Here is a 25668-nt window from a genome sequence, read left to right on the forward strand (position 1 = left end):
TCCTAGCCGGGAGCGTCGCCAGGGTCGCTGGTAAGCACGTAGTTGTTCTCAGAATCCAGCTCGGCGTGCAGCCCGCGCCGGTATGCACTACTGAAGAGGGTGCGGGAGTCGTGACGGATGCGGGCGGCGGCGGCCGGGTTCTCGGCGCGAAGCTGCTCGAAGTCGACGTCGAGGTGAAACTTCTCCAGCGCGCTCCAGGCGGGCTGGGGCCGGCCGGCGAGCGCCCGGCGCACACGCGGCGAGTCGAGTCGCCAGCGCACCTCGAAGCGGTCGCTCTGGTCGGTGCCGGAGATGGCGTCGTCGAGCCGGCCGTAGAAGTCGGGAAGGAAACGCACGGCCTCCGCGCCGAGTTTGATCAGGTTGAAGTGCGCGTTGCGGCGGATGAGGGGGTCGAATGTCCAGCGGATCTCGGTGACGCCCTGCTCGAGGCAGACCGCGCGCTGGAAGAGCTTCAGGGCGTAGCCCACTCCCCCGCTGCGGCGCCACGGCACGACGGCGGCCATGTGGGAGTGCAGGTGCAGGCCCTCGGTCCAGCCGAGGAAGCCGAGCGTCGCGCCGACCGGCTTGCCGTCTGCGCTGGCGACGAGCACCGTGTTGCCGGCGTAATCGAGCGCGAGCAGCATGGAGCGGTCGGGGCTGCGGCCCGCACCCCAGGTGCGTTCGAACAGGGCGATAGCTGAGGGGATATCGCGCGGGTCTGCCTGCCGCACGCTCACGCCTGCAGCCCGGCCCGCGGCATCCGCTTGCCGGAATGCCTCACCCTGTGCCTCGGCGTCAACGCTCACAGCGAGCGCACCACTCGCGCAGGAGAGCCCACAACAACGGAATTCTCTGGTACATCTTTCGTGACTACAGATGCGGCAGCCACGACGGAATTATCACCGATCGTCACGCCCGGGAGAACGGTCGCGTTCGATCCGATCCACACATTGCGGCCGATGACGATGGGAGCCGGGTGCATATCCGCTCGCCGAATCGGCGAAAGGTCATGGTTGAGCGTGGCCATCACCGTGTTGTGACCGATGAGGCAGTCGTCCCCGATGACCACACCGCCCTGATCCTGAAATTTGCATCCGGAGTTGATGAAGATCCGCTCTCCCAGGGTGATGTTCTTCCCGAAGTCGGAGTAGAAAGGCGGGAACACCGTCACAGACTCGGCAACCGGCTTGCCGGTGAGCTCAGCCAACAGCTCCCGCACCCGCGCCGGTTCCCGGTATCCGCTGTTGAGCTCGCCGGTGATGCGCAGGGCATCCTGGCTTACCCGGTGCATGACCTCATGCAATGGTGAGTTCCCGGTGATGGTCTTGCCGGCATTGAGCACCAGCAAGAGGTCTTCGAGTTCCATGATGCTCATTCAATCAAATGTCAGACGGTGGTGCACCTGGTCGTCTGTCAGATCGCGTCGAGAGGCGCCCACTCGACGATGGCGAATGAGTCACCTGACTTCTTCACCGTGAAGCCGCCGTGTCCGCCGAAGTGCGCAGGGAACATCAACAGGCCTCTCTCGGCTGCCTCGGAGAAGATCCGGTCGCGGGTGGTGTGGGCAGTTGCCGTGTCCTCGTCGAAACAACTCGACGTGTGCACGTCGCGCAACTGAGCGGGGCTGTGCAGAGTGTCGCCGACAAAAAGCACCTCGTGGTCGCCGGAGACGAGACGGAGGATGGAGGCGCCCGGCGTGTGACCAGGAGCTGACTCCAGCGTCAAGGCGTCGTCGATGCGATGGCTGCCGCTCCACGACCTGACTTGACCGGAGGCGAGAACCGGGGCGATGCTGTCAGCCCAGACGGTGTGCGCACCCGCACCCATGATCGTCGCGTTGTCATTTGCTGGATCCCAAAAAGCGAGGTCCTCGGCCGGGAAGAGGTACTGGGCATTCGGGAACGTCGGGACCCAGACCCCGTCGACCAGTCGAGTGTTCCATCCAACGTGGTCTGCATGCAGGTGAGTGTTGACGACGACGTCGACATCATCCGGCACGATGCCGGCCGCGGCGAGGTGATCGAGGTAGTCGGTCTGCAGGTGCGACCAGCTCGGCACGTCAGGGCGATCCTTGTCGTTTCCGATCGCCGCGTCGACAAGGATTGTCTTCCCGTCGCTCCGGAGGATCCAGGTCTGCATCGCGACGCGTGACGTGCTCGCCATCGCGGTGTCGCCGTCGGACTCGAGGAAGTGCGGGCGGAGCGCGTCGGCATCCTCGGTCCACACAGACGCGTCTGTTCCTGGGAAGAATTGGTCTGGCGTCATGCCGATGCTGCCGACGCTCTCGACGACGCGCGTGACGCTCACGCCGCCGAACGTGAGGACTGGTGCGGTTGTGGCCGGGATGGTGGTGGCGTTCATGTTCTCTGGCTCTTTCGGTTGCGAGGAGTGGTGGAACGACTGGTTGTGCGGTCCGTGCCGCTCCCAGAGACCAGCATCGAGCGCCGCGCTGAGGATAGACAGCCCTGTTCGTGCCTACCCTCACGAGGGGGAGGCATCATGAGGGCCCTGGCGCCAGACTGGTCTCATGACTTCGAACGATCCAGGGCCACTCGGCGACTTCCTGCAGGCCAGCCGCGCCCGCATCACGCCAGAGGGCGCAGGCCTCACGCTCTATGGCGATCGGCGTCGCGTGCCAGGGCTTCGTCGGGAGGAGCTCGCGATGCTCGCCGGCGTCAGCTCTTCCTACTACACGCGACTTGAGCAGGGGCAGTCTCGCAACGCGTCACCCCAGGTGCTCGACGCCATTGCCTCGGCGCTTCATCTCAACGACGCCGAGCGAACGCACCTCAGGGATCTGGCGGATTCCGCCGGTCGCCGGTCCAGGCCGAAGAAACCGCCGGCAGAGACGGCCGATCCAGCTCTCCGGGAACTGCTCGCTTCGCTCGGCGACGTTCCCTCCCTCATCCTCAGTCGGCGCAGCGACGTCCTGGCCTGGAATCCACTCGGACACCTGCTCCTTGCTTCGCACCTCGACCCTGCTTCGGCTCATTCGCCCGCGACGCGCCCCAACATGGCGGCGCTGGTATTCCTCGATTCGGAGACCCGCAGCCTCTATGCCGATTGGCGTGCGAAGAGCAGAGCCGTGGTCGGCAACCTGAGGCTCGTTGCGGGCAAACACGTGGATGATCCCCTGCTCGCCTCGCTGATCGGCTCCCTGACGCTGGCCAGCACGGAGTTCGCGTCGCTCTGGGCTGACCACCGCGTGCAGCCGTGCGCGACGGCCGTCTACGAACTGCAGCATCCGCTCGTTGGCACGCTCACCCTGACTCAGCAGACGTTGCGCTCAGTCGATCACCCTGACCAGTGCCTCGTCACGCATACAGCGCCCGCTGGTTCGCCGACGACGCAGGCGCTGACGCTCCTGGCGCAGCTCGTCGGTTCGGCTCCTGAAGAAATCGGTCGTCAGAACGCGGTCGTGACGGCCCGCTGAAACGAAGTGGTGCGAATTCTCAGTGACTGCGCCCCGATACAACGTCGGCGACCCGGGCCAGCGGGGATGTTGTGCTGCGCCGGGTGGCCTCGGCGTGATCGGCCCGCGTGTAGGCCTGATACAGCGCCGTGACGGCCAGCCAGCGCAGCGGCTCCGGTTCCCAGCCCCGCACTCGATGGTTCACCCACGGCAGATCGGTCAGGGCACTCTCCACCCCGAGAATCAGGTCGGTGAGGGTGCGACCGGCCAGGTTCGTCGTCGCCACGCCGGTTCCGACATACCCGCCGGCCCACGCCAGCCCGGTCACCGGGTCAAGCCCGACCGTCGCAGCCCAGTCTCGCGGAACCCCCAGCACACCTGACCAGACGTGCTCGATCGAGGCACCAATCGTGGCCGGAAAGAATCGGTGCAGGATGTCGCCGAGGAGTTCTGCCGTACGTTCCGGGGTGCGGCCGTCGGCATCCGTTCTCGAACCGAACCGGTATGGAACACCGCGGCCGCCGATCGCGATGCGGTCGTCGGCCGTGCGTTGCGCGTACATGTAGGCGTGGGCCATGTCGCCGAGGGTCTCACGTTTGTTCCAGCCGATGTTCTCCCAGACCTCGGCACCGAGCGGTTCGGTCGCAATCAGCGACGAGTTCATCGGCAGCCAGGTGCGTTCGAGGCCGGTCAGGCCAGCGGTGAACCCCTCGGTGGCGCGCACGATGTACTCGGCTTCAACTGTGCCGTTCGGCGTCACAGCGCGGTTCGGCAGGATCTCGCTGACCCGGGTGTTCTCGAAGATTTCGACACCCAGGGCTTCAACGACCCGGGCCAGCCCAGACGCGAGTTTGGCCGGCTGGATGCGGGCGCAGTGCGGATGCCACATGGCCCCGAGGGTGCCGGCCACGTTGATGCGGGACGTTGCCTGTGCTGCCGACAGGAGTTCAACATCCGTTTCGTCCCACTGCTGTTCGGCTCGTGCTGCCGCCTGGAGGCGCGACAACTGGGCGGCGTTTCGGGCGACGGTGAATTCGCCACCCTTGATGATGTCGGCGTCGATGCCCTCACGCGCGGCGACCCGGATGACCTCGTCAACGGTGTCGTTCATGGCGGCCTGGAAGCGGGCGGCTACGCCGCGTTTATCAGTCTGGGCGCCGTTGGCACCCACGTACTGCTCGCGACCGCCCGTGATGGAGTTGGTGAGCCAACCGCCGTTGCGTCCGGAAGCGCCGAAGCCGGCGAAGCGCTGCTCGAGCACAACGATGCGCAGCTGTGGGGCGGCTCGCTTGAGGTAGTAGGCGGTCCACAGGCCGGTGTAGCCGGCGCCGACGATGCAGACGTCGGCGTGCGTCGAACCAGGCAACGCTGAGCGGACGGATGGGCGACCGAGCTGATTCCACCAGAAGGAGACGTCGCCGTTGATCACGGGTTGCCGCTCGGTTTCTCCGACCTGGCTGGGCCGGCACGCCTGGCCGCTCTCGCGTCTATCGCCCGTTGTCGTTCACCACTGAGTTTTGCAGCCAACGGTGCCCAGATCACCGTGGCCACGCCCGCCCCGATGAGCAGGCCGCCGATCGTGTCGGTCAGCCAGTGCGCGCCGAGGTAGGTGCGGCTGAGCATCATCACGACGGTGTACGCGGCGCCGGCAAGCCACACCCACAGGCGCGGGAAGATGATCGCCAGCGTGGCGGCCATCACTGCAGCGTTGGCCACATGCCCGGAGGGGAACGATCCGAAATCAGACGTGACCAGGATGTCTTCCGGCCTCGCACGCCCGAAGAGCGACTTCAGTAGTTGCACGACGCCCGTCGTGGCGAGGGTTCCGGCGGCATAGAAGAGGGCCGCCCACGGTCGCTTCAGCACCAGGAGAACAATCAGGATAATGATGGGAACGACCACAATCGCGAGGATGCCGCCGCCGAGGTAATTCATGGCGAGCGCGGGGACGTCCAGCCAGATCGACCGCTCCTCGAGGAGGTCATGCATCCATTCCTCGTCGATCTCCAGCACACCATGGCGAAGTGCCACCAGCGCGCCGAGGCCGACGGCGAGCACGAGGGCAGCAATGCCGCTGAACAGCGGCCAGCGCCGCGAGACGCGTCTCGCGGACGTCGTTGCTGCGGCATCCGTCGCCCCGTTCGATGACCCGTTCGAGCTCATCTGCCCATGCTAGAGGGCGCGGGCGGCGTTAGTGCGCGAGTGCCGGCACGCGGCGCGGACGCACCACGAACCACAGCGCCGCGATCGAGATGACCGAGGTGCACGCCATCACGGCCCCCATCGGCGCGGCCGTGCTGACACCGAGCACGCCGACGATGGGCGAGATCAGCCCGGCGACGCCGAAGTTCGCGGCACCGAGCAGTGATGCTGCCGTCCCGGCCTCGTGACCGTGCGCATTCAGCGCGAGCACCTGCACGCACGGGAAGCTGAAGCCGCACGCCGCGATGAAGAACCAGAGCGGGATGAGGGTTCCCCAGAGGCCGGCGCCCGCGACATCCAGCAGCACGATGGCGAGTGCCATGGCGGCCATGGCGATGGTCGTGACGGCGAGGATCCACTGCGGACCCACGTTGTGGCGGTGCATCAGACGCGAGCTCACCTGCACCCCGACCACGATGCCGAGCGAGTTCACCGCGAAGAGCAGCCCGTACTCCTGCGGGTTGAACGAGAAGACCTGCTGAAAGAGGAATGAGGATGCTGAAAGGTAGGAGAACAGCCCGGTGAAGGTCATGGCACCGATCACGGCCACTCCAACGAAAACGCGATCGGTGAGCACCGCGCGGTAGCGCTGGCCGAGAGAGTTGTGCCCGGAGAAGTGCCTCTTGCCCTCTGGGAGAGTTTCCACAACCAAGACCGCGACGGCGACGATGACCAGCGCGCCGTACGCCGCGAGCGCCCAGAAGATGCCGCGCCAGTCGGTCACCAAGAGCATTTGCGAGCCGATCACCGGCGCCAGCACCGGTGCCAGCCCGCTGATCAGGGCCAGGCGGGAGAGCATCTTGACGAGTGGCTTGCCACCGAACAGGTCACGCACCATCGCCATTGCGACGACTCCGCCCGCGGCAGCGCCGAAGCCCTGGAGCACCCGGAACGCACCGAGCCAGAAGATGTCTTCAGAGAGCGCGGCGCCAACGCAGGCAAGCACGTGGAAGCCGGTCGCGAGCATGAGCGGCAGGCGACGGCCCACCTTGTCGCTCCACGGTCCGACGACGAGCTGGCCGACACCGAAACCGATCATGGTTCCGGTGAGCGTCAGTTGGATGGCCGCAGCGGGAACGCCGAATTCTGCCTCAAGTATCGGGAACGCCGGCAGGTAGAGGTCGATCGTGAACGGGCCGAGCGCGGTGAGCGCGCCGAGCACCAGGATGTAGACCAGACGCTGGCGACGCGACAGGGCGTCGCCCGGGTGTGGCCGGCCGCTCGACGGGCCTGCTGGCGAGCCGGGCAGAATGGCGGGGATGGAGCCGGTGTACGTCAACGGGGTCCTTGAGATTGAACGGGCAAAGGGCGAAAGCAGCTCTGAGAACAAGCCGGCCACGTCGCGTCTTATTCCTCATCGAATCGATTCGATTCCGGCCGATTAACACCCTACAGGCAACGGATGCTGCGCGAAAGAGGTGCGCGCCAGAAGTACTTCGCCGTGAATACCGTGCTAAAGAATCTGCCAGCCTCGGCTTCTGGCGACCTCGGCCTGCTCGTCGTCCCGGGTGGCGAAGCCAAGGGCTTCGTTCGGCTCCGCGAGTTCGCGAAAGCAGAGTTCCGCGCACGCAACGTGCCAGGCATCCATCGCCCGCAAGCCGTGTTCCCGGGCGATGTCGATGGCCTGCAGCTCGGCTTCCGCCTGCTCGAGATCAACGAGGATCACCAGTCCCGTCTCGGGGTTGAAGAGCGCATCAATCGCAGCCAGCGCCGTTGCCGGGTCGATACGCAGGTGCCTGGCTGCGCGCACCACGGCGCTCGTGCACTCAAGGCGGGCGATGGTTGAGGAGATGACAAGCGTGTCGCCGTCTGCCAGCACAGATGCGGCCTGGTCGCTGCCCGACTCGGCGGGTATCACCGAGCGCACAATGACCGAGGAATCGGCGTACACGATCACCAGGAGCGGTTTCGACCGAGGGCATCGTCAAGCACTGCATCCGGAACGCCGCCTGCCGCCGTGAATCCGGCACGCGCTTTCGCGAGCAGCGCGTCGCGTTCTGCCGCGTTCTTCGGGGCCGCACTACTCCGCGTCGCGCCCTCCGGCACTTCACGTGCGCCACTGGGCGTTCGGGCAGACGCCAGCCCAACGACGCCTGTCTCCATGAGCCGCAGAATCAGTCGCTGCCGACGGGTGACGTTGGCAGGATCGAGTCCGAGCTCAAACAGCTGGTTGACCCACGAGTTGACCGACACTCCAGCGCGTTTCGCCTGCTCAGTGAGGCGCGCGTGAACCTCTTCAGGCACTCGAACCAGCAATTGCTTCATACCGACAATGATATCATCCGTATCGATTGCTATCAGAAACGTGAGCGGGCATGCACAGCGATCCGTTACCACGGCGGACCGGAGCCGAAGCCCGCACCGTCAGCGCGAACGGGTGCTCGACTGCGTCCGAACCCACAACTTGGCCGGAGTCCCGAACAGACGCCCAGCATCCTTCTATGAAAAGCAAGCAAGACCGAGCGTTCCTCGTGAAGCAGCGGCGTCTGTGGGAGGCTGCAGCGGCGCGAGTCGCGCTGGCCTCACCCTGACTCGGCGAAGCATTCCAGCACGAAACCACGGGTTCGTGCTCGAACGATAACGAGTCGAGTCGAGTCGAAATACGGATGCTGCGCTCCGGCATCCGTGATCCCTCAGACCGCAACCGACGACGCGAGTGCGTTCTGACGAACGGTCACCGTGCGAGCATCCGCTGTCGTGACGTCATGGACGTCGCCAGTGATCGCGAGCGTCGCTCTGACGGTGCTCACACCAGATGGCCGGCCGGCCGGCGCCTCCTTCTCATGCGCCTGCTTGACGCTGACGATCGCCCCGTTCGTGACCTCCCCCGCCCGCGATCCGCTGGATACCCCAACGTGCGACGCCACCCACACCTCGACGTCGCCCGGCTCGATGACCTTGACCATACGACGATCGCTGAACGCGAATCGGCTCGTCGGAACAGAGAACGTCAGGCGGGTGGATTCACCCGGGTCGAGTTCGACGCGTGAGTAGCCGAGCAGTTGTGCAACGGGCCTGCTGACAGTGCCTTGCACATCATGCCCATAGAGCTGCACGGTGTCCGCCCCGCGGACCGCGCCCGTGTTCGTCACCGTCACCGTCGCGGTGAACGTGCCGTCGGCCGGCACGGACTCATCCACGACCAGGTCCGAGTAGTCGAAAGAGGTGTACGACAAGCCGAAGCCGAACGGAAGGAGCGGCGTCGAGTCCGCAGACGTGACATCGGATGGACCGCCCAGAATCGGGTGCAGGTACGAATACGGCTGCGCTCCGGCCGACCGCGGCATCGAAACGGGCAGGCGTCCAGACGGATTCACCCGACCGGTGATGATGTCGGCGATCGCGAGACCGCCCCCCTCACCAGGGAAGAAGGCCTGCAGCACGGCTGCTGGGGCCGTTGCTGCGCCGTCGAGTGCCCATCCGATCGCATAGGGCCTTCCGGTCAGGAGCACCATGACGACCGGCGTGCCGGTAGCAACGACCGCCTCAACGAGTGCGCGCTGCACACCGGGCAGCTCGAGCGATTCGGAGTCGTTTCCTTCCCCGACACTGCCGCGGCCGAAGAGGCCGGCCTGGTCACCGACGACAACGATGGCCACGTCGGCGGATGTCGCGGCCGCCACGGCCGCCGCAAAACCGGAGGTGTCGTCGTCGGAGACGGCGCAGCCTTCGGCATGGATGAATTCCGGTGCAGTGAGACCCGCAGCAGTGAGACCGGCAGACCCGAACGCACCGGGGAGCGCCTCGAACACCGTCGGGATCTCGAAGCCGAGAGGGAGGTCAGGGTAGCTTGCGAGCACGTGGTTCGCGAACGAGTAGCAGCCCTGGAGCGCCTCGGCACGATGGGCGTTTGGACCGATCACAGCGACCTTCGAGAGCCCGGTTTTGTGCCGATCAAGCGGCAGCACGCCGTCGTTCGACAACAGGATGACCGATTCTTCGGCGAGGCGCCTGGCCAGCTCACGGTGGCGCGGAGAGTCGAGGTCGATGTTCGTCGGCGGCTCGCCCTCGAAGGCGTCGTCATCGAGAAGTCCCAGCTCCTCCTTCTGGGCAAGCGCGCGCAGGACCGCGCGGTCGACGTAGGCCTCATCGAAGGCTCCGGAACGGATGCGATCGGCAAGGGGCTGCAAGTAGGCGTCGCCGGTCGGCAGTTCGATGTCGATTCCGGCCTCGAGCGCCAGCGCCGCCGCCTCGCCGCGGTCGGCAGCAACGGCGTGCATCACCTCGAGGAAGGCCACGGCGAAGTAGTCTGCGACCACCACACCGTCGAATCCGAGCTTCTCGCGAAGCAACCCGGTGAAATAGTCGGAGTTGGCCGCCATCGGGATGCCGTCGACATCCGTGTATGAGTTCATCACCGATTTCGCGCCTCCGTCAAGGATCGCCATCTCGAATGGCGGCAGGAAGACATCCGCTATCTCACGCGGGCCGGCCTGCACCGGCGCGTGGTTGCGTCCGGCCCGCGATGCGGAGTAGCCGAGGAAGTGCTTCAACGTGGCGTGCACGCCGGCACTCTGGAGCCCCCGAACATACGCGGTGCCGACGGTACCGACGAGATACGGGTCCTCACCGATGCACTCGTCCACCCGTCCCCAGCGAGGGTCGCGAACAACATCGAGTACGGGAGCGAGCCCCTGGTGGATGCCGAGCTGCTTCATGGACTCGCCGATCACGCCGGCCATCTCCTCGACCAGCTCTGGGTCGAACGAGGCACCCCACGCCAGCGGTGTGGGGAAGGTGGCGGCCTTCCATGCGGCGAGCCCGGTCAGACATTCCTCGTGCACGAGTGCCGGGATGCCCAGCCGGGTCTCCCGCTTGAGTCGCCGCTGCTCGTTCCACAGCCACGCGGCCCGGTCCACCGGATCGACGGGTCGCGTGCCGTAAACACGGGTGTACTGTCCGATGCCATGGCGCGTCACATCGGCAAGGTCGCCTGAGGGCTTCTGACCCGCGGCCATCTCTCCCTGCATCGGCGCCACGACGCCGTTCTGATCGAGCCAGTACCCCACGATCTGGGCAAGCTTCTCCTCGAGGCTCATGCGGGAGTGGAGCGCGCGCACGCGCTCCGAGACCTCCGGCATCGCCGGGACGGCTTCGGTCACGGATTCATCACTTTCTTTCTGGAGGAACAGGGGCAGCGGCAGGTCAGCCCTTGACGGCACCGGTCAGTCCGCCGACGATGCGGCGCTCGAACAGCGTGAAGAAGATCAGCGCCGGGATCATGGAAAGGGAGGTGAACGCGAGCACCTTCGCCGTGTCAACCGAGTACTGCGACGCGAACGCCTGCACGCCGAGCGGCAGGGTATACATCGTCTGGTCACTCAGGATGAACAGTGGCAGCAGATAGCTGTTCCAGCTGGCGACGAACGCGAGGATGCCGGTGGTCACCACTCCGGGAAGCGACAGCGGCACGACCATGCGGAAGAAGAATCCGAGCCGGCTCGCCCCGTCGATCGACGCTGCCTCCTCGATCTCATCTGGGATCGCTTTGAGGAACGGCACCAGGATGATGACGGTGACCGGCAGGCCGAATCCGATCTGCGGCAAGATCACACCGGCCAGGCTGTTCATCAGACCGAGGTCCTTGACCAGGATGTAGAGCGGCGTGATCGCAACGGTCATCGGGAACATGAGCCCGGCCGCGAACAGCGAGTACATCGCGGCACGTCCGTGGAAGTGGTAGCGCGCGAGGACGAAGCTGACCATCACGCCCAGCACCACAACGCCGATCGTGGTGGTGACGCCAACGATCGTCGAGTTGCCGATCTGCTGCCAGAATATTGAACTCGTCAGCACGTCGAGGTAGTTGTCGAAGCGCCACGGGGTCGGGAATCCGGCGGGGGACGACGTGATTTGCGAGTTGTCGCGGAAGCCACCGATCACGATGTACAAGACCGGCCCGAGGCACAGGGCGATGAACAGGAACGCGATGAAGTACGTCGCCGGGCTGCCCCACGGCTCGCGTCCTCGAGTACGCCTCGCCTCGCGGGGTGTCATGTCGAGTGGTGTCGTCTCCGTTGTCATGACTGACATCACTTCCGCCTCTCTGTGAGCGCGCCGGCCGTGTCGCGTCGCAACACGAAGCGCTGGTAGGTCAAGGCGATGACGAGGGAGATCAAGAACATCACGACGGCAACGGCGCTGCCGTAACCGAAGTTGCCTGAGGTACGGCCGTTTGCAACCATGTACGTCGCCATGGTCGATGTTCCCGCCGTTGAGGCAACGTATTGGCCCCAGATGATGAAGACCAGATCGAACAACTGCAGTGAGCCGATGATCGATAAGAACGCCCAGATGCGCAGGGTCGGGCCGAGCAGCGGCAGCGTGATGCTCCGCTGGATCTGCCAGTAGCTCGCGCCGTCGATCGCCGCCGCTTCGAAGAGTTCGTCTGGGATGCTCTGCAGCCCGGCAAGGAACAGGATGACGGCGAAGCCGATGTACTTCCAGGAGATGATGATCATCAACGACCAGATGGCGATATTCGGGTCGGAGAGCCAATCGGCCCTGAGCGCGCCAAGGCCGACGCTCTGAAGCAGGTCGTTGACCGCGCCGGAGGTCTGAAGCATCAGGCCCCACCCGATGCCGACGATCACCTCGGAGATGATGTACGGAACGAAGATCAGAACACGGATGACGGAGCGACCCCTGATCTTCTGGTTGAGCAGAAGCGCGAGGATGATCGCGATCGGCCCCTGGATGACCAGCGACAGCACCAGAATGATGCCGTTGTGCGCCAGCACCTCGTGGAACGCGCTGTCCGTGAAGATGATCAGGTAGTTGCCGAGACCGACGAAGTCGGTTGCCGGCCCGTAGCCCTTCCACCGGAAGAAGCCGTAATATCCGGCCAGAATCACGGGGAAGATCACAAAGCCGACAAAAACGACGATCGCCGGCCCGGACAGGACCGTGATCTCCAGTCGCTTACGCCAATCTGCCTTCCGCCGACCGGGGCGCGGTCCGGCCGGGGACGGCGCACGACGTGCGCCATCCCCAGCCTTCTGCGTGCCCTGCGGCGGCCGCTGATCGGCCAGCGACGTTGCGCCTTGGGGCTCACTCATGATCGGCAGTTATCCCTTGGCCGCAGCGTCGTTCACACCGGAGACGATATCTGCCGCGGTGCCCTTGCCTGCAAGCATGTCGACGACGCTGGTGTTCAGCGCGTTGCCGACGTTCTGTCCGAACAGGGTGTCGAGCCAGACCGTTACGTACGGCGCCTCGTTATAGGCCTCGAGGATGGACTTCAGGGCAGGCTCAGTCACGACCGACTGGGCATCCTGGTTGGCCGGGAGCGTATGGAACGCGTTGGCGTACCCCTCCTGCTGCTCCTTCTGCATGAAGAAGTTCAGGAAGTCGGTGCACTCCTTCTCTGGCGCCTGGGCCGAGCACGTGAAACCGTCAACGCCACCCATCATCGCGCCGGGGGTTCCGCCGCCATCGATCTCGGGGAACGGGAACCAGCCGAGGTCGGCCAGCGGCTTCTCATCGGGGGTGAGGGAAGCGATCACGCCCGGGTCCCAGGCACCCATGAGCTCCATTGCCGCCTGGTGGTTCGCCAGGAGGCCGGCGGAACTGCCTGCTCCCTGCTGCGCAGACGTGGTGAGGAAGCCCTCGTTGAACGGCTCCGTCTTCACGAAGGCCTCCATGTCCTCGCCCGCCTTCAGCCAGCACGGGTCATCGAACGTCTTGGACTTGGCCGCCTCATTCATGGCGTCCTGCGAGCACTCGCGGGATGCGAAGAAGTAGTACCAGTGCGCGGCGGGCCAGGCGTCCTTGGCACCGACGGCGATCGGCGCAACACCGGAGGCCTTGAGCTTGTCGACGGCAGCGTTCAGCTCGTCCATCGTCGTCGGCACTGCATCGATGCCCGCAGCCGTGAAGAGATCCTGGCTGTAGAAGATTCCGCCTGGCAGCACCGCGGTCGGCATGCCGTAGATCTTGCCGTCGACCTCGAATGCGCTGAGCACACCCTCTGGCACTGCCGCCTTGGTGGCGTCATCGATGGAGTCCGTGATGTCCATGGCCTGACCGGCTGCGACGACATCTGCAAGCTTGCCGCCGCCGCGTGCCATGAAGATGTCCGGAGCGTCACCCGAATTCAGCGCGGTCTGGAGCTTGCCGTCCATGTCCTCGTTCTGGATGGACTGCATCTTGATTTTGACACCAGGGTTGGCCTCCTCGAATTCAGAGACCGTCTTCTCCCAGTAAGCCTTGCCTTCACCGGTGGTCGAGTTCTGCCAGAAGGTCATGGTGACCCCATCGCCAGAGCCGCTGTCGCTGCCTCCGGCGCATCCCGAGACGAGCAGCGCTGTGCTCGCGGCGAGCGCGAGAATACCCGCTACTCGGTTTTTCCTCTTCATTGTGGAAACTCCTTGGTTGTCATTCATTGACTGTCAGGGTTGACGCACGGCAGCGCTCTGCCGCACCCAGAGCCTCGCAGGATGCCGGTGGCTTGTCAATCGATATCGATAACGTTTTCGATAACGATTTCGACAACGTTCTCCACTCCGGCGTTTCGGTACTGCTTCAGCCGCGCTGCGCGGTACTGTGAACACTGTGGGCACCGACGGCACTCCTTCTCTCTCCCTCGGGCGAGTGACGATCGCCGACGTCGCACGCGAAGCCGGCGTCTCTGTGCCGACGGTGTCGAAGGTCGTCAACGGGCGCTACGGCGTCGCTCCCACCACCTTCAAGCGGGTGATGGAAGTCGTCGCCGCACTCGGTTATGAGACCTCATTGGTGGCCGCCAGCCTGCGTCGGCAGCAAACCAATGTCATCGGCATCCTCGTCGCCGAATTCGAGTCGTTCTCTGTCGAGCTGCTCAAGGGCATCTCCTCCGCCGCCACGGGAACCGGCTACGAGTTGCTCGCTTACTCCGCTCTCGCGCCCGGTGGAGTCAGCCCCGGCTGGGAACGTCGGTCCCTGTCGCGCCTGGCCGGCACGCTCATCGACGGCGCCATCATCGTCACGCCGACCGTGCTCATTCCGACCACCTCGATTCCCGTCGTCGCGATAGACCCGCACACCGGACAGGCGGGCCCATCGGCAATCGACTCTGACAACGTCGACGCCGCCCGGGTCGCCACCCGGTATCTCATTGAACTCGGCCACCGCCGAATTGCGCATATCCGCGGACGCAGCGACCTCACCTCCGCCCAGCTGCGAGAGACCGGCTACCGAGAGTCACTCGAGGAGGCCGGAATCGCGTTCGACCCCGCACTCGTCCGCGACGGCGGGTACCAGGCCGCGCTGACCGCGGAGGCCGCGCGGGAACTGCTCACCCGGCAGGACCGGCCCACCGCCGTGTTCGCCGCGAATGACATGTCGGCGCTCGGCGTGTTGGCGGTGGCGCACGAACTCGGGTTACGCGTGCCGCAAGACCTGTCCGTCATCGGATTCGACGACGTCCCAGAGGCCGCGCGTTCCACTCCGCAGTTGACGACCATGGCCCAGCCACTGCACGAACTCGGAGCACAGGCCCTGCGCATGCTGGTGGACCTCCTGGGCGGCAATGAGGTTCCGCAACAGGTGCTGCTTCCCGCCGAGCTTGTGGTGCGGGAGAGCACGGGTCCGGTGCCTCTCGGGTCCTGACCCGATAGCCCTCACACCAGCGTTTGGGTTCCGAGCACCCCGAGCAGGGCGAGCTTCTGGGCGCCTTCGGAACGCGGTGGTGCGGTCAGGACAAGGAGACTCTGCGACTGGTCCTCAGTGAACAGCACCTGGCAGTCGAGTTCGATGGCACCGAGCTCTGGGTGGATCAACGTCTTGTGGTCCTCGAATCGTTTTGCCACCTCATGTCGCTCCCAGATCGCGGCGAACTCCGCGCTCCTCTTCTGCAGCGCGCCAACGAGCTCACCTGCGCGTGAGCTCGAACCCGTGATTCCGTACGCGACTCGAAGCGATGCCACGAGCGCACGACTCTGACGGTTGCGGTCATCCTCCGGATACATCGCCCGCTCCGATTCCGGGTAGGCGAACCAGCGGTAGATCTCGCTGCGGTCGAGGCCTGTGTATCCAGAACGATCGCCGAGCAGGGCGACGGCGAACCTGTTCTGAACGAGTGTCTCTCCCAGGGCGGACAGAACGAGCGCAGGAGTGTCGTCGAGCCGGTCAAGTACCCGCTGCAACGACGGCGAGATATGAGTGGATGCCACGCGATCTGGCGTGTTCTGTCCGGCCACCCGGTACAGGTAATCGCGCTCATCGCTGGTCAGTCGCAACGCTCGGGCCAGCGAGGCGAGGATCTGCTCGCTCGGCTGTGGGCCGCGCTGCTGCTCCATGCGTGTGTAGTAGTCCGCCGACATCGCTGCCAGCTGTGCAACCTCTTCACGTCGAAGCCCAGGAGCCCTGCGACGTGCGCCGGAAGGGAGCCCGACATCGGACGGCAGCATTCCCTCTCTCCTGCGGCGGAGGAAGTCGGCAAGTGCCACGCGGTCCATGCTCACTATCATCCACCGTCTGGCCGATCGCTTCCAGGGATCAGCGGTCCCCCGATAACCACTCCTCTCCCGCCCGGCCGGGCCACGCGGAATGCTCGGATCATGAACATCACCGGAAACACCATCTTCATCCCAGGAGCGACCAGCGGCATCGGCCTAGCACTCGCCATCCAGTTGCAGTCCAGGGGCAACACCGTCATTGTGGGTGGTCGCCGAACCGACCTGCTGCACCAGATCGCGACCGATCACCCTGGCATCGACACGGTGCAGATCGATACGACGGATGCTGACAGCATCCGCTCTGCCACAATGCAGGTAATCGCCGCCCACCCGCACCTCAACGTGCTTATTGCTATGGCGGGCATCATGCGCATCGAGGACTGGCATTCCGCCCGCGGTTTCCTCGAACAGGCCGAGTCGACCGTCACCACAAATCTGCTCGGGCCCATCCGCCTGATCGGTGAACTCATCGAGCACCTGCAACGGCAGCCAGACGCAACGATCGTCACCGTTTCGTCAGGGCTCGCATTCGCCCCCCTCGCGGTGACACCCACTTACAACGCGACGAAGGCCGCCATCCACATGCTCAGTGAGAGCATCCGCCTGCAACTGGCCGACACCACAGTGAAGGTCGTCGAGCTCGTGCCTCCGGCCGTTCGCACGGCGTTGCTCCCAGGCCAGCAGGAGAGCCCGGTTGCGATGCCGTTGGACGAGTTCGTGGACGAAGTCATGTATTTGATCGAAAACAACCCTGGTGCGAACGAGATCCAGGTGGAGCGCGTCGGATTCCTGCGTTTCGGCGAAGCACGCGGAGACTACGACCAGGTGGTCGCAGTGTTGAACGGGTCAGACCCGCACTGAACACGACGGCGGCCGACCGGCTGCACCGGGCGCGTGAGGGGTCGCGAAATGCCCTCAAAACGCTTCAGAACGAGCACTTTGTGACCCCTCACGCAGGTCGACCCACTTACGAACGGACCGTGTCGAATCCGGCCGGGTCGGCGAGCAACTGCTCGAAGGCCAGCTCGGCCGCTCCGATCATCAGCAGGTTCGAGCCGAGTTCCGCCGCTGCCACGCGCACGCTGCCGAAGGGTGCCCCAAGGGCGGTCGCCGAGACCGCAGCGCTCAGTCGTTCAGCGTCAACGGCGTGCAGGGCGGCCAGGTAGCCGCCGAGCACAACCAGTTGCGGGTTCAGGATGTTGATGGCGCCACCCAGCGCGACCGCGAGGTGATCGAGTTGGCGTTCGACCTCGGCCCGCACCTCTGCGGAATCGGAGTCCAGCAGCGCCTGCTCAAGTTCGTCTGGGTCCGCGTTGTCCAACCCGAGCACCTCGAGCAGGGCTTTGCGAGAGACCTCGGCCTCGAGCGTGCCGCGGATGCCGGCGGAATCCGTTCGCTCACTGCCGCTGACCCGCGTGTGACCGAACTCGCCCGCATAGCCTGCCACCCCGCCCGCGGCAACGCCGCCGACGATCATGCCGCCACCGATTCCACTCGCGCCGCCGTTGAGGTAGATCAGGTCGGTGATGCCCTTGCCTGCACCGAAATAGCGCTCGGCCATAGCTCCTAGGCTGGCGTCGTTCGCCGCCTGCACCGGGTAGCCGGTCGCCTGCTCAAGCAGCCCGGCGAGCGGTTCGTCGACCCAGCCGAGGTGCGGCGCGTGCCGAACCAGCCCATCGTGCGCACGCACCAGCCCGGGCACCGCAACCCCGATGCCGACAACGCGGTATCCGGATTCAAGATCGCCGCGCATCCCGTCGATCACGTCTGCGGCGATGTCGATCGCCTCTGTCACGCTCGGGGAGCTCTCGGTCTCGTGACGGATGCGCCGGTGCACGTTTCCGTCCAGGCCGACGAGACCAACGGTGACGGCATCGATCTCGGGGTTCACGGCGATCGCGGCGACGCGGGCGCTCACGCTCACGATCGGACTCGGTCGGCCGACCTGATTGGTGGCACCAGGGCCGAGTTCGGTGACCAGGCCGAGGTCGGTGAGCTCTCCGACGAGAGCCGCGATCGTCGAGCGGTTGAGGCCGGTCAGGCGGGTCAGCTGGGAGCGGGAGGACGGACCGATGCGATGCACGTGCCGGAGGACTGTTGACAGATTGCGCCTGCGAACATCGTCGTGGTTGCTGCCTCGCACGCTCACCTCCCGTTTCTCCCGCATAGTTCTCCGCGCGTGCCTTCTCCAGCTGGGCTATCTCCAGCGCGATATCGCCGCGACTGTGACCTTTCCGGTCGAGAGTGCCCGTTCCGCCGGGCACTCTCGACCGGAAAGGTCACTCTCTTTCGAAGGTCAAGCCAAGGTTACCGGCGGATCTCCCGTCGTCCGTGCGCTCCATGTGCCGCCTCCTCACCCCGCGAGGCGGCACTTCGGGCGCACTCACGCTCGGCGAGCGGCGGCGACCCCCGCTGTACTCCGGGATGCTACTTCGGGATGACTCCGCTGCCGACGAGCTTGGCGTACCAGAGGGCGCTGTCCTTCGGCGTGCGCACCAGCGTGTCGTAGTCGACGTGCACGATGCCGAACCGCTTGGAATACCCGTAGCCCCACTCGAAATTGTCCATCAGCGACCACACCTGGTAGCCGCGCAGGTCGACTCCTCGGGCGATTGCCCGGTGCGCGGCCGTGAAGTGCCGGCGCAGGTAATCGACCCGCTCCGCATCGTGCACCGCAGGGCCATCCGGGGTCGCGACGACCTCGTCGGCGAATGCCGCCCCGTTCTCGGTGATCATCAGCGGCTGGTCGGGGAATTCCTCGTGCAGGCTGACCAGCAGTTCTTCAAGGCCTGCCGGCTCGATGTTCCAGCCCATTTCGGTGTACGGGCCGGGCTGCGCGAGAAACTCGACGCGGTCGGCGCCGGGCCAGGGTGAGCCGCCGACGTCTTTGTGGCCGTCGGAGTTCTGACGGGGCGAGACTCCGTCCCAGAGGCGCACGAGTGTCGTCGAGTAGTAGTTCACCCCGAGCACGTCGAGCGGTTGCCTGATGATGTCGAGGTCGCCTGGGCGCACGAACGACCAGTCGGTGATGTCCTTGGTGTCTTCGAAGACATCCGCCGGGTACTCGCCTTTCAGCAACGGCGACAGGAACACCCGGTTCGCCAGGGCATCGATCTGCCGAACGGCCTCTGGGCCGGTCTCGCCCTCTCCGCGCAGAACGTGCAGGTTGAGGGTGATCGAGAAGTCCGGATCGTTCGTGACGACCTCCTTCAGCGCGAGAACGGCAAGCCCGTGCGCCAGGTTCAGGTGGTGAACGGCGGTGAGTGCCGCCTCGCCGTCCGTTCGCCCTGGTGCGTGCGCACCTGATCCGTAACCCAGGTAGGCAGAGCACCACGGCTCGTTCAGGGTCGTCCAGGTGGCGACCCGATCACCGAGCTCCTCCCCCACGATGCGCGCGTAGTCGGCGAAGGCGTACGCAGTCTCGCGGTTCGTCCAGCCGCCCTGATCCTCGAGCGCCTGCGGCAGATCCCAGTGATAGAGCGTTGCGATAGGGCGGATGCCGCGAGCGAGCAGTCCGTCAACGAGGTGTGTGTAGAACGCGAGCCCGGCCTGGTTCGCCTCACCGCGGCCCGTCGGCTGGATGCGCGACCAGGAGATCGAGAACCGGTATGACTGGAGTCCGAGGCTCGTCATCAGGTCGAGATCTTCCTCCAGGCGGTGGTAGTGGTCGGCGGCGACATCACCGGTGTCGCCGTTCCAGACCTTGCCAGGGGTGTGGCTGAAGGTGTCCCAGATCGACGGACCTCGCCCGTCTTCGTTCGCCGCGCCTTCGACCTGGTACGACGCAGTGGCGGAGCCGAAGACGAAGCCGTCGGGGAATCTCAGACCCGCGTCGCGGTAGTCGGGATTGCCCTGGGTTCGTGATTGCTGGGTTGGTGGTTGCTGGTCGGTCATCGGAGTTCGGCCTTCCTGCCGGTTGCGCTGACGATGTCCGCGTTGTTCGAACCCGCGCCGGCGAGCCGGGCGCGGAACGGGGCATCCGTGTCGCTCTGAATGGAAATCTGATCGTCGGTTGCGGTGACCGTCAGAGTAACGGACGTGTCGTTCAGCGGGTTGGTCACTTCGATGTCCCGGGTACCGGTGAATCCCGGATAGACCGTGACCAACGGGTTGTCGGTGTAGTCGTAGTCCGGCCGGTCGTCGTGCGAACCGGTGACGATGACGGCGCCTTCGCGCACCCACAGGGGAACGCTAGCGAAATCGTGGGTCTCCCTGCGCCAGCCGCCGCCCTGCACGCTCTCGCCGGTGAGGTAATTCGTCCAGGTTCCGGCCGGCAGGTAGTACTCGACGTCGCCTGCGGCCGAGAAGACCGGGGCGACGAGCAGGTCTGGGCCGAGCAGGTACTGCCGGTCGAGGTAGTCCACGGCCGGATCCTCGCCGAACTCCAGCTGCATCGGGCGCATGAACGGGATTCCGGTGCGGTGCACCTCGAGGCCGACCTGGTAGAGGTACGGCATCAGCTCGAGCTTGAGTTTCGTGAAGCGGCGGGTGACCTCGACGGCGCTCTGTCCGGCCGCTTCGCTGCCATCGTCGAAGAGCCACGGCACCCGGTAACTGGTCGAGCCGTGCAGGCGCGAGTGGCTGGAGAGCAGGCCGAAGGCGACCCAGCGCTTGAACACCGCGGCATCCGGCAGGCCCTCGAAGCCGCCGATGTCGTGGCTCCAGTAGCCGAATCCGCTCAGCGACAGTGAGAGCCCGCCGCGCAGGGACTCGGCCATCGATTCGAACGACGAGGAGTTATCTCCACCCCAGTGCACCGGCTGCTGCTGGCCGCCGACCGTGGCGGAGCGGGCGAAGAGCACGGCGTCGCCCTCACCACGGTGCTCCTCGAGTACCTCGAAGACCGCCTTGTTGTAGAGCTGGGTGTACCAGTTGTGCATGGCGTCAGGCGATGAACCGTCGTGCCACACGACATCCGTGGGAATTCGCTCACCGAAGTCGGTCTTGATCGCGTCGACGCCCTGCTCGAACAGATGACGCAGTTTTCCCTGGAACCAACTGACCGCATCCGGGTTGGTGAAGTCGACCAGGCCCATGCCTGCCTGCCACATGTCCCACTGCCAGACCTCGCCGTCGGCCTTCTTCACCAGGTAGCCGGCGTTCTTCGCCTCGTCGAAAAGGGCGGAGCGCTGCCCGATGTACGGGTTGATCCAGGCGGAGACGTGCAGGTTCTTGTCGTGCAGTCGGGCGAGCATGCCCTCAGGGTCTGGGAAGACGCGCGGATCCCACTCGAAATCGGTCCAGTTGAATTCCCGCATCCAGAAGCAGTCGAAGTGGAAGACCGAGAGGGGCAGGTCGCGCTCGGCCATGCCGTCGATGAAACTCGTGACGGTGGCCTCGTCGTACTGGGTGGTGAACGAGGTGGAGAGCCAGAGGCCGTATGACCAGGCTGGCACGCGGGCAGGGCGGCCGGTGAGGCGGGTGTAACGCTCGAGGATCTCCTTCTGCGTCGGTCCGTAGATCACCAGGTATTCGAGGTGTTCGCCTGCGACAGAGAACTGCACCTGCTCGACCGCTTCGCTGCCGACCTCGAACGACACGTGCTCCGGGTGGTTGACCAGCACGCCGTAGCCGCGGTTGGTCAGGTAGAAGGGCACGTTCTTGTAGGAGAGCTCGCTCGAGGTGCCGCCGTCTGCATTCCAGATGTCGACGGTCTGGCCATTCTTGACCAATGGGCCGAAGCGTTCGCCGAGGCCGTAGACGAGTTCGCCGACGCCGAGCGAGAGCTGGCTGTGCAGGTAGGCGGATGCCGGGGCCAGGCCGGTCTCCGTCACACCGGACACCCCGGCTGGCTCCGCTGCGACGGGGGCGCGGTCGGCGAGGCGCAGGTAGCCGACGGACTTGTGGCCACTGGTGGTGAGGGCACGGCCGTCGGCCTCGAAGCTGAGGTTCCAGGGGGCGCCTGGTGCGATGTGGGCGGAGAGGGCACCGGAGGTCAGCGTGCCGCCTGTTTCGGCAGTGGACGCGACGCCGGCGCCTTCGGTGGCACCGACCAAATCGAACCCGGCCCCGGCATCCGCCCCCCTGTTCTTCTCAATACGCACCCGGATGACGCCGTCGAGCGGCGAGGACAGGCTCACGGTCAGTAGCGGACGATTGAGGACGTCGCCGCGGCGTTCGATGACTTTGGTCGGGGCAGAGATGCGGAGCACGTCGCCGTCCACGCCCCCGTTTGGGAGCGCTTCAATGTCGTAAGCCTCCTGCGCGTAGAGGGCCTCGACGCCGGGCCTGACGTGCCAGAATCCATCGGTGAACTTCATGTTTACTTGACTGCTCCTGCGGTGATGCCCCTGGTGAGGGTGCGTTGGAAGATGAGGAAGAAGATCAGGGTCGGGAGCAGGCCGAGCAGCGCAGACGCACTGGTCGTTGTGACGTCCATCAGCCGGTCGCCCTGCAGCACCGCAATGGACACAGGCACGGTCTGGGTGGCGTTGCTCACCAGGAACGTCAAGGGAATAAGGAACTCGTTCCACGTCCAGATGAAGAAGAAGATCACCAGCACACTGAGCGTCGGCCGGGAGATCGGGAAGACGACGCGCCACAGGATGGTCCACCGGTTGGCACCGTCGATCGAGGCGGCCTCGAGGATCTCCTTCGGGAAGGTGCCATAGACGGATGCCAGCAGGTACGTGCCGAAGGCGCTCTGGATCACCACGAAGATGATGATGACCGCCCACTGGTTGTCGTACAGGCCGACCTGCTTGAACATGAAGTACAACGGGTACAGCAGCACTTCCTGCGGAAGCATGTTGGCGAGCAGGATCAACACCACGATCCAGGTGCGGCCGCGCACCCGGCCGATGCCGAGTGCAAACGCGTTCAGCATCGAGATGACAACGGCCAGGATGGCGACGACACTGCTGATGAAGAAGCTGTTCCAGAGCTTCTCCGGGAAGTTGACGCGTTCCCAGAAGGCGGTCATCCCGTCGAAGTAGAGCTCTGAGGGCAGTGTGAGCGGACCTGTCGCGTTGTAGTCGGCCGGCGACTTGAACGAGTTGATCAGGATCATGAGGAACGGCACCGCGATCAAGAGTCCGATCAGGACGGCGACGAGGAGGATGCCCCAATCGCCGGCGGTCTTGCGTTTCATGCCGCCGCGGCCCCGTGTGGCACGGAGTGGCCGTTGTTTCTGACTGGCGCCGCCGCGGAGCGTGACGTCGGGGGCGGGGTGTGTGGTTGCCTGTGACATTAGACTTCCTCGTCCTGACGCTCGAGCCGGGTTTGGGCCATGATGAACACGATCGACACGATCGCGATGACGACGGTGAGCGCAGTGGCGATCGTGGCGCCGTAGCCGACCTGCTGAGACTGGAAGAACTCGCTGTACGCGTAGTAAGCCGGAACGATCGTCGACGTTCCCGGTCCGCCGCCGGTGAGTGTGTAAATGGGGCCGAAGACCTTGAGCGCCGCGATCGTGCAGGTCAGGGTGACCACGAAGATCTCCGGGCGGATGATGGTGACCGTGATCGCCCGGAAGCGCTGGAACCAGTTCGCTCCGTCGAGTTCCGCCGCCTCGTAGAGGGCCGGGTCGACCCGTTGCAGTGCGGCCATGAAGATGACGATCGGGTAGCCGAGCTGCACCCAGATCATGATCACCATGATGCTGATCAGTGCGGTATCCGGGCTGCCGAGCCAGTTGTGCGCGAGTCCGCCGAGACCGACGCCCTCGAGCACCTGGTTGAGTGCGCCGTTCTGAGGTCGGAGGATCCAGCCGATGACAATGGCCGCGATCACGGCGGGGAGGATCTGCGGCAGGTAGTAGGTCGCGCGCAGAAAGCTCGCGAGCTTCGCACCGAACTTCTTGCCGATCAGGTCGAACAGCATCGCGGCGAGAACCAGGCCGAGGAGTGTGGGAACAACAACCATGGCCAGGATCATGGCGATGGAGTTGCCGAACGAGGTCCAGAAGGTGGTGTCTCCGGCGAGCTTGATCCAGTTGTCGAGGCCGGTCCACTCCGGCGGCTTGATTCCGCGGTAGTCGGTGAACGTGAGGTAGATGTTCCACACCAGCGGGATGAGGATGATGATCGTCAGCAGCACGAGGCCAGGCACGAGGTAAAGCCAGAATGCGTTGCGGCTGCTCCCGGGAATCAGGCTCTGCATGCCCGGGCCCTGCCGCGACGAACCTCCACCCCTTCCTCCTTGTCTCGCTGGTGAGACGCCGGCGACCGGTGGTGGTACCGAGGTGACGGATGTCGTCGCCATGGGTTTCCCTTTCTGCTGTGCGGTCTGGTTCTGCGGTCTGGTCCTGCGGTGCGGGGGTGCCGGCCGGGGCGAGGCGCGTGCCTCGCCCCGGCCGTGGGTGACTAGCCGACGATGTCGTCGACGCCCGACTGGTACTGCTCGCCCAGCTGGGTCTGCACGTCCTTCGGCGACTTGGTGCCGTTGATCAGTTCCTGTAGTCCGGCATTGAGCTGGTCGTAGAAGGTGGGGGTGGGCCAGTCAGGGTAGAAGGCGATCCCATCCTGCTCGGTCAGCGTGTTGAAGTTGCCGATCAGCTCCTGGCTCTTGGGATCGGTGATGTCCGCCGTGTCGGCTGCGACGGGGATGCCGCCGTTGTTGCCGATGAGCGCCTGGATCTCTGGACGCATCGTGATGTCGATGAACTCGTAAGCCAGTTCCTTGTTCTTGGCGTTCTCCGGCACAACCCACATGTTGCCCGCCGAGCCCGGTGACAGCTGCGCCTCAGGGAAGAGGAAGGTGCCCCAGTCGAATCCGGTCACCTCCGTGGTGAAGCGGTTGTGCCACCAGCTGCCGGAGTAGAAGATCGGGTAGGTACCGTTGATGAACGCCGTTCCGGCATCCTCCGCCTTGAACCCGCTGGCATCCTGGCTGATGTAGCCCTTGTCGGTCCAGTCCTTGATGGTCTCGGTCGCGTAGCTGATCTCCGGCCCAGACCAGTCGACATCGCCGGAGTAGAGCTGGTAGTCATCGACCCAGTCGCGGTCGGCCTTCGTCAACGCCAACTGATACCAGAGCTGTCCGAGCGGATACTCAGAGGCAGACTCTGCGAGCGGGGTAATGCCTTTATCGGCGAAAGCCTGCAGCACAGTCTCGAACTCTTCGAGGGTCGTCGGCACTTCGAGGCCGTTCGCCGCGAACATGTCCTTGTTGTAGTAGACCTCGACGAACTCGCCGTAGTTCGGCACGCCGTACCAGGGGCCAGAGCCCATGACGCCCTTGTCGTCGTATCGCGCAGTGGTCTGCAGCGACGGGGCCAGTTTTTCGTCCCAGCCATACTCCTTGACGGCGTCATCCAGGTCGCTGAGAAGCCCCTGGCTGGCCAGCAGGCCGGCGGTGGCGTTCCCCTTGTTGTACTCGAGGATGTCTGGCGCTTCGTTCGAGTTGAGCACCTGGCTCGCGGTCGAACGGATCTGCTCGAAGCTCTTCTCTTCGAACTCCACCGTTGCGCCGGTCTCCTCCTCGAAGGTCTTGATGGCCTCTTCCCAGGCGATGCCCATTGCACTGGTGTCGCTCTCGAAGTGCCAGAGCTTCAGGGTGTCGCTGTCTCCGCCTGAATCGCCGGAGTCTCCGGACGAGCAGGCGCTCAGGAGCAGAGCGCTGACGCCCAGGACGGCGATGCCGGTCAGGTATTTTCTTGTTCTGGTTTTCACTGTGTACTACTTCCTCGTAGGCCAG

General features: G+C 65.0%; 22 protein-coding genes. 3 read left to right on the forward strand and 19 right to left on the reverse strand.

What is annotated here, in order from left to right; all coding sequences use genetic code 11:
• Nucleotides 1-2: 2 nt before the first annotated feature.
• The 3 genes from K323_RS26190 to K323_RS0113960 are packed head-to-tail and all read right to left on the reverse strand — an operon-like array spanning nt 3 to nt 2340.
• Nucleotides 3-785 carry a hypothetical protein gene (locus tag K323_RS26190; RefSeq protein WP_022885898.1) on the reverse strand — a complete coding sequence of 261 codons (783 nt, stop codon included), beginning with the start codon at nt 783-785 and terminating at the stop codon, nt 3-5.
• Nucleotides 782-1345, reverse strand: coding sequence for a sugar O-acetyltransferase (locus K323_RS0113955; protein ID WP_022885899.1), 564 nt, complete (start codon nt 1343-1345; stop codon nt 782-784). Before K323_RS0113955 ends, K323_RS26190 begins: the two co-directional genes overlap by 4 nt.
• Before the next feature lie 47 nt (nt 1346-1392).
• Nucleotides 1393-2340, reverse strand: coding sequence for an MBL fold metallo-hydrolase (locus tag K323_RS0113960; protein ID WP_022885900.1), 948 nt, complete (start codon nt 2338-2340; stop codon nt 1393-1395).
• 166 nt (nt 2341-2506) lie between these two features.
• On the opposite strand from K323_RS0113960, the gene K323_RS26195 reads away from it, so the two are divergent.
• Nucleotides 2507-3412: a helix-turn-helix domain-containing protein gene (locus K323_RS26195; protein WP_022885901.1), complete on the forward strand. Its 906-nt coding sequence runs from the start codon at nt 2507-2509 to the stop codon at nt 3410-3412.
• 19 nt (nt 3413-3431) lie between these two features.
• Here K323_RS26195 and K323_RS0113970 read toward each other — a convergent pair whose 3' ends face one another.
• The 9 genes from K323_RS0113970 to K323_RS0114010 form a co-directional block, all read right to left on the reverse strand.
• Nucleotides 3432-4820: an NAD(P)/FAD-dependent oxidoreductase gene (locus K323_RS0113970; RefSeq protein ID WP_022885902.1), complete on the reverse strand. Its 1389-nt coding sequence runs from the start codon at nt 4818-4820 to the stop codon at nt 3432-3434.
• The gene (locus tag K323_RS0113975; protein WP_022885903.1) at nt 4817-5554 is read right to left on the reverse strand and encodes a phosphatase PAP2 family protein; all 738 of its coding nucleotides are present in this window, start codon (nt 5552-5554) and stop codon (nt 4817-4819) included. Before K323_RS0113975 ends, K323_RS0113970 begins: the two co-directional genes overlap by 4 nt.
• Before the next feature lie 28 nt (nt 5555-5582).
• Complete coding sequence (locus tag K323_RS0113980; protein WP_051147368.1) at nt 5583-6842, reverse strand: multidrug effflux MFS transporter; 1260 nt, start codon at nt 6840-6842, stop codon at nt 5583-5585.
• 204 nt (nt 6843-7046) lie between these two features.
• Nucleotides 7047-7490, reverse strand: coding sequence for a type II toxin-antitoxin system VapC family toxin (locus tag K323_RS0113985; protein WP_022885905.1), 444 nt, complete (start codon nt 7488-7490; stop codon nt 7047-7049).
• Nucleotides 7487-7858, reverse strand: coding sequence for a toxin-antitoxin system HicB family antitoxin (locus K323_RS0113990; protein WP_022885906.1), 372 nt, complete (start codon nt 7856-7858; stop codon nt 7487-7489). The genes K323_RS0113985 and K323_RS0113990 overlap by 4 nt, the downstream gene beginning before the upstream one ends.
• Before the next feature lie 368 nt (nt 7859-8226).
• Nucleotides 8227-10674: a beta-xylosidase/alpha-l-arabinosidase gene (locus K323_RS0113995; RefSeq protein WP_211219864.1), complete on the reverse strand. Its 2448-nt coding sequence runs from the start codon at nt 10672-10674 to the stop codon at nt 8227-8229.
• A 64-nt stretch (nt 10675-10738) separates the two neighbouring features.
• Nucleotides 10739-11626: a carbohydrate ABC transporter permease gene (locus K323_RS0114000; RefSeq protein ID WP_022885908.1), complete on the reverse strand. Its 888-nt coding sequence runs from the start codon at nt 11624-11626 to the stop codon at nt 10739-10741.
• On the reverse strand, nt 11626-12651 hold the full coding sequence (locus tag K323_RS0114005) for a carbohydrate ABC transporter permease (protein WP_022885909.1): 1026 nt from the start codon (nt 12649-12651) through the stop codon (nt 11626-11628). Before K323_RS0114005 ends, K323_RS0114000 begins: the two co-directional genes overlap by 1 nt.
• A 9-nt stretch (nt 12652-12660) precedes the next feature.
• A complete protein-coding gene (locus K323_RS0114010; RefSeq protein WP_022885910.1) occupies nt 12661-13950 on the reverse strand; it encodes an extracellular solute-binding protein in 1290 nt (429 codons plus the stop codon).
• A gap of 196 nt (nt 13951-14146) precedes the next feature.
• On the opposite strand from K323_RS0114010, the gene K323_RS0114015 reads away from it, so the two are divergent.
• Nucleotides 14147-15181, forward strand: coding sequence for a LacI family DNA-binding transcriptional regulator (locus K323_RS0114015; protein WP_245570987.1), 1035 nt, complete (start codon nt 14147-14149; stop codon nt 15179-15181).
• A gap of 11 nt (nt 15182-15192) precedes the next feature.
• Here the strand turns inward: K323_RS0114015 and K323_RS0114020 are convergent, their stop codons facing one another.
• Nucleotides 15193-16029, reverse strand: coding sequence for a helix-turn-helix transcriptional regulator (locus tag K323_RS0114020; protein ID WP_022885912.1), 837 nt, complete (start codon nt 16027-16029; stop codon nt 15193-15195).
• 102 nt (nt 16030-16131) lie between these two features.
• On the opposite strand from K323_RS0114020, the gene K323_RS0114025 reads away from it, so the two are divergent.
• Complete coding sequence (locus tag K323_RS0114025; protein ID WP_022885913.1) at nt 16132-16890, forward strand: SDR family oxidoreductase; 759 nt, start codon at nt 16132-16134, stop codon at nt 16888-16890.
• Between the two features lie 106 nt (nt 16891-16996).
• On the opposite strand, the gene K323_RS0114030 is transcribed toward K323_RS0114025, so the two are convergent.
• The 6 genes from K323_RS0114030 to K323_RS0114055 form a co-directional block, all read right to left on the reverse strand.
• Nucleotides 16997-18178 (reverse strand): ROK family transcriptional regulator, encoded by a 1182-nt coding sequence (locus K323_RS0114030; protein WP_026851660.1) that lies wholly within the window; start codon nt 18176-18178, stop codon nt 16997-16999.
• Between the two features lie 278 nt (nt 18179-18456).
• Entirely contained in the window at nt 18457-19923 is a 1467-nt protein-coding gene (locus tag K323_RS0114035) for a GH1 family beta-glucosidase (protein ID WP_022885915.1), read from the reverse strand.
• Nucleotides 19920-22289: an alpha-xylosidase gene (yicI, locus tag K323_RS26200; RefSeq protein WP_022885916.1), complete on the reverse strand. Its 2370-nt coding sequence runs from the start codon at nt 22287-22289 to the stop codon at nt 19920-19922. Before yicI ends, K323_RS0114035 begins: the two co-directional genes overlap by 4 nt.
• A 2-nt stretch (nt 22290-22291) precedes the next feature.
• Nucleotides 22292-23119 (reverse strand): carbohydrate ABC transporter permease, encoded by an 828-nt coding sequence (locus K323_RS0114045; protein WP_026851662.1) that lies wholly within the window; start codon nt 23117-23119, stop codon nt 22292-22294.
• Between the two features lie 98 nt (nt 23120-23217).
• Nucleotides 23218-24132 (reverse strand): carbohydrate ABC transporter permease, encoded by a 915-nt coding sequence (locus K323_RS0114050; protein WP_022885918.1) that lies wholly within the window; start codon nt 24130-24132, stop codon nt 23218-23220.
• 203 nt (nt 24133-24335) lie between these two features.
• Nucleotides 24336-25643 (reverse strand): ABC transporter substrate-binding protein, encoded by a 1308-nt coding sequence (locus K323_RS0114055; protein WP_022885919.1) that lies wholly within the window; start codon nt 25641-25643, stop codon nt 24336-24338.
• Nucleotides 25644-25668 lie beyond the last annotated feature (25 nt).

The sequence above is a fragment of the Glaciibacter superstes DSM 21135 genome, from assembly GCF_000421145.1.
Classification (GTDB): Bacteria; Actinomycetota; Actinomycetes; order Actinomycetales; family Microbacteriaceae; genus Cryobacterium; species Cryobacterium superstes.

What these genes read in the sequence shown, in the direction of transcription:
- K323_RS0113955 (WP_022885899.1), bottom strand. Translation starts at nt 1,345, where the DNA reads ATGGAACTCGAAGACCTCTTGCTGGTGCTCAATGCCGGCAAGACCATC.
- K323_RS0113960 (WP_022885900.1), bottom strand. Translation starts at nt 2,340, where the DNA reads ATGAACGCCACCACCATCCCGGCCACAACCGCACCAGTCCTCACGTTC.
- K323_RS26195 (WP_022885901.1), top strand. Translation starts at nt 2,507, where the DNA reads ATGACTTCGAACGATCCAGGGCCACTCGGCGACTTCCTGCAGGCCAGC.
- K323_RS0113975 (WP_022885903.1), bottom strand. Translation starts at nt 5,554, where the DNA reads ATGAGCTCGAACGGGTCATCGAACGGGGCGACGGATGCCGCAGCAACG.
- K323_RS0113990 (WP_022885906.1), bottom strand. Translation starts at nt 7,858, where the DNA reads ATGAAGCAATTGCTGGTTCGAGTGCCTGAAGAGGTTCACGCGCGCCTC.
- K323_RS0113995 (WP_211219864.1), bottom strand. Translation starts at nt 10,674, where the DNA reads ATGCCGGAGGTCTCGGAGCGCGTGCGCGCGCTCCACTCCCGCATGAGC.
- K323_RS0114000 (WP_022885908.1), bottom strand. Translation starts at nt 11,626, where the DNA reads ATGTCAGTCATGACAACGGAGACGACACCACTCGACATGACACCCCGC.
- K323_RS0114005 (WP_022885909.1), bottom strand. Translation starts at nt 12,651, where the DNA reads ATGAGTGAGCCCCAAGGCGCAACGTCGCTGGCCGATCAGCGGCCGCCG.
- K323_RS0114010 (WP_022885910.1), bottom strand. Translation starts at nt 13,950, where the DNA reads ATGAAGAGGAAAAACCGAGTAGCGGGTATTCTCGCGCTCGCCGCGAGC.
- K323_RS0114020 (WP_022885912.1), bottom strand. Translation starts at nt 16,029, where the DNA reads ATGGACCGCGTGGCACTTGCCGACTTCCTCCGCCGCAGGAGAGAGGGA.
- K323_RS0114025 (WP_022885913.1), top strand. Translation starts at nt 16,132, where the DNA reads ATGAACATCACCGGAAACACCATCTTCATCCCAGGAGCGACCAGCGGC.
- K323_RS0114035 (WP_022885915.1), bottom strand. Translation starts at nt 19,923, where the DNA reads ATGACCGACCAGCAACCACCAACCCAGCAATCACGAACCCAGGGCAAT.
- yicI (WP_022885916.1), bottom strand. Translation starts at nt 22,289, where the DNA reads ATGAAGTTCACCGATGGATTCTGGCACGTCAGGCCCGGCGTCGAGGCC.
- K323_RS0114045 (WP_026851662.1), bottom strand. Translation starts at nt 23,119, where the DNA reads ATGAAACGCAAGACCGCCGGCGATTGGGGCATCCTCCTCGTCGCCGTC.
- K323_RS0114050 (WP_022885918.1), bottom strand. Translation starts at nt 24,132, where the DNA reads ATGCAGAGCCTGATTCCCGGGAGCAGCCGCAACGCATTCTGGCTTTAC.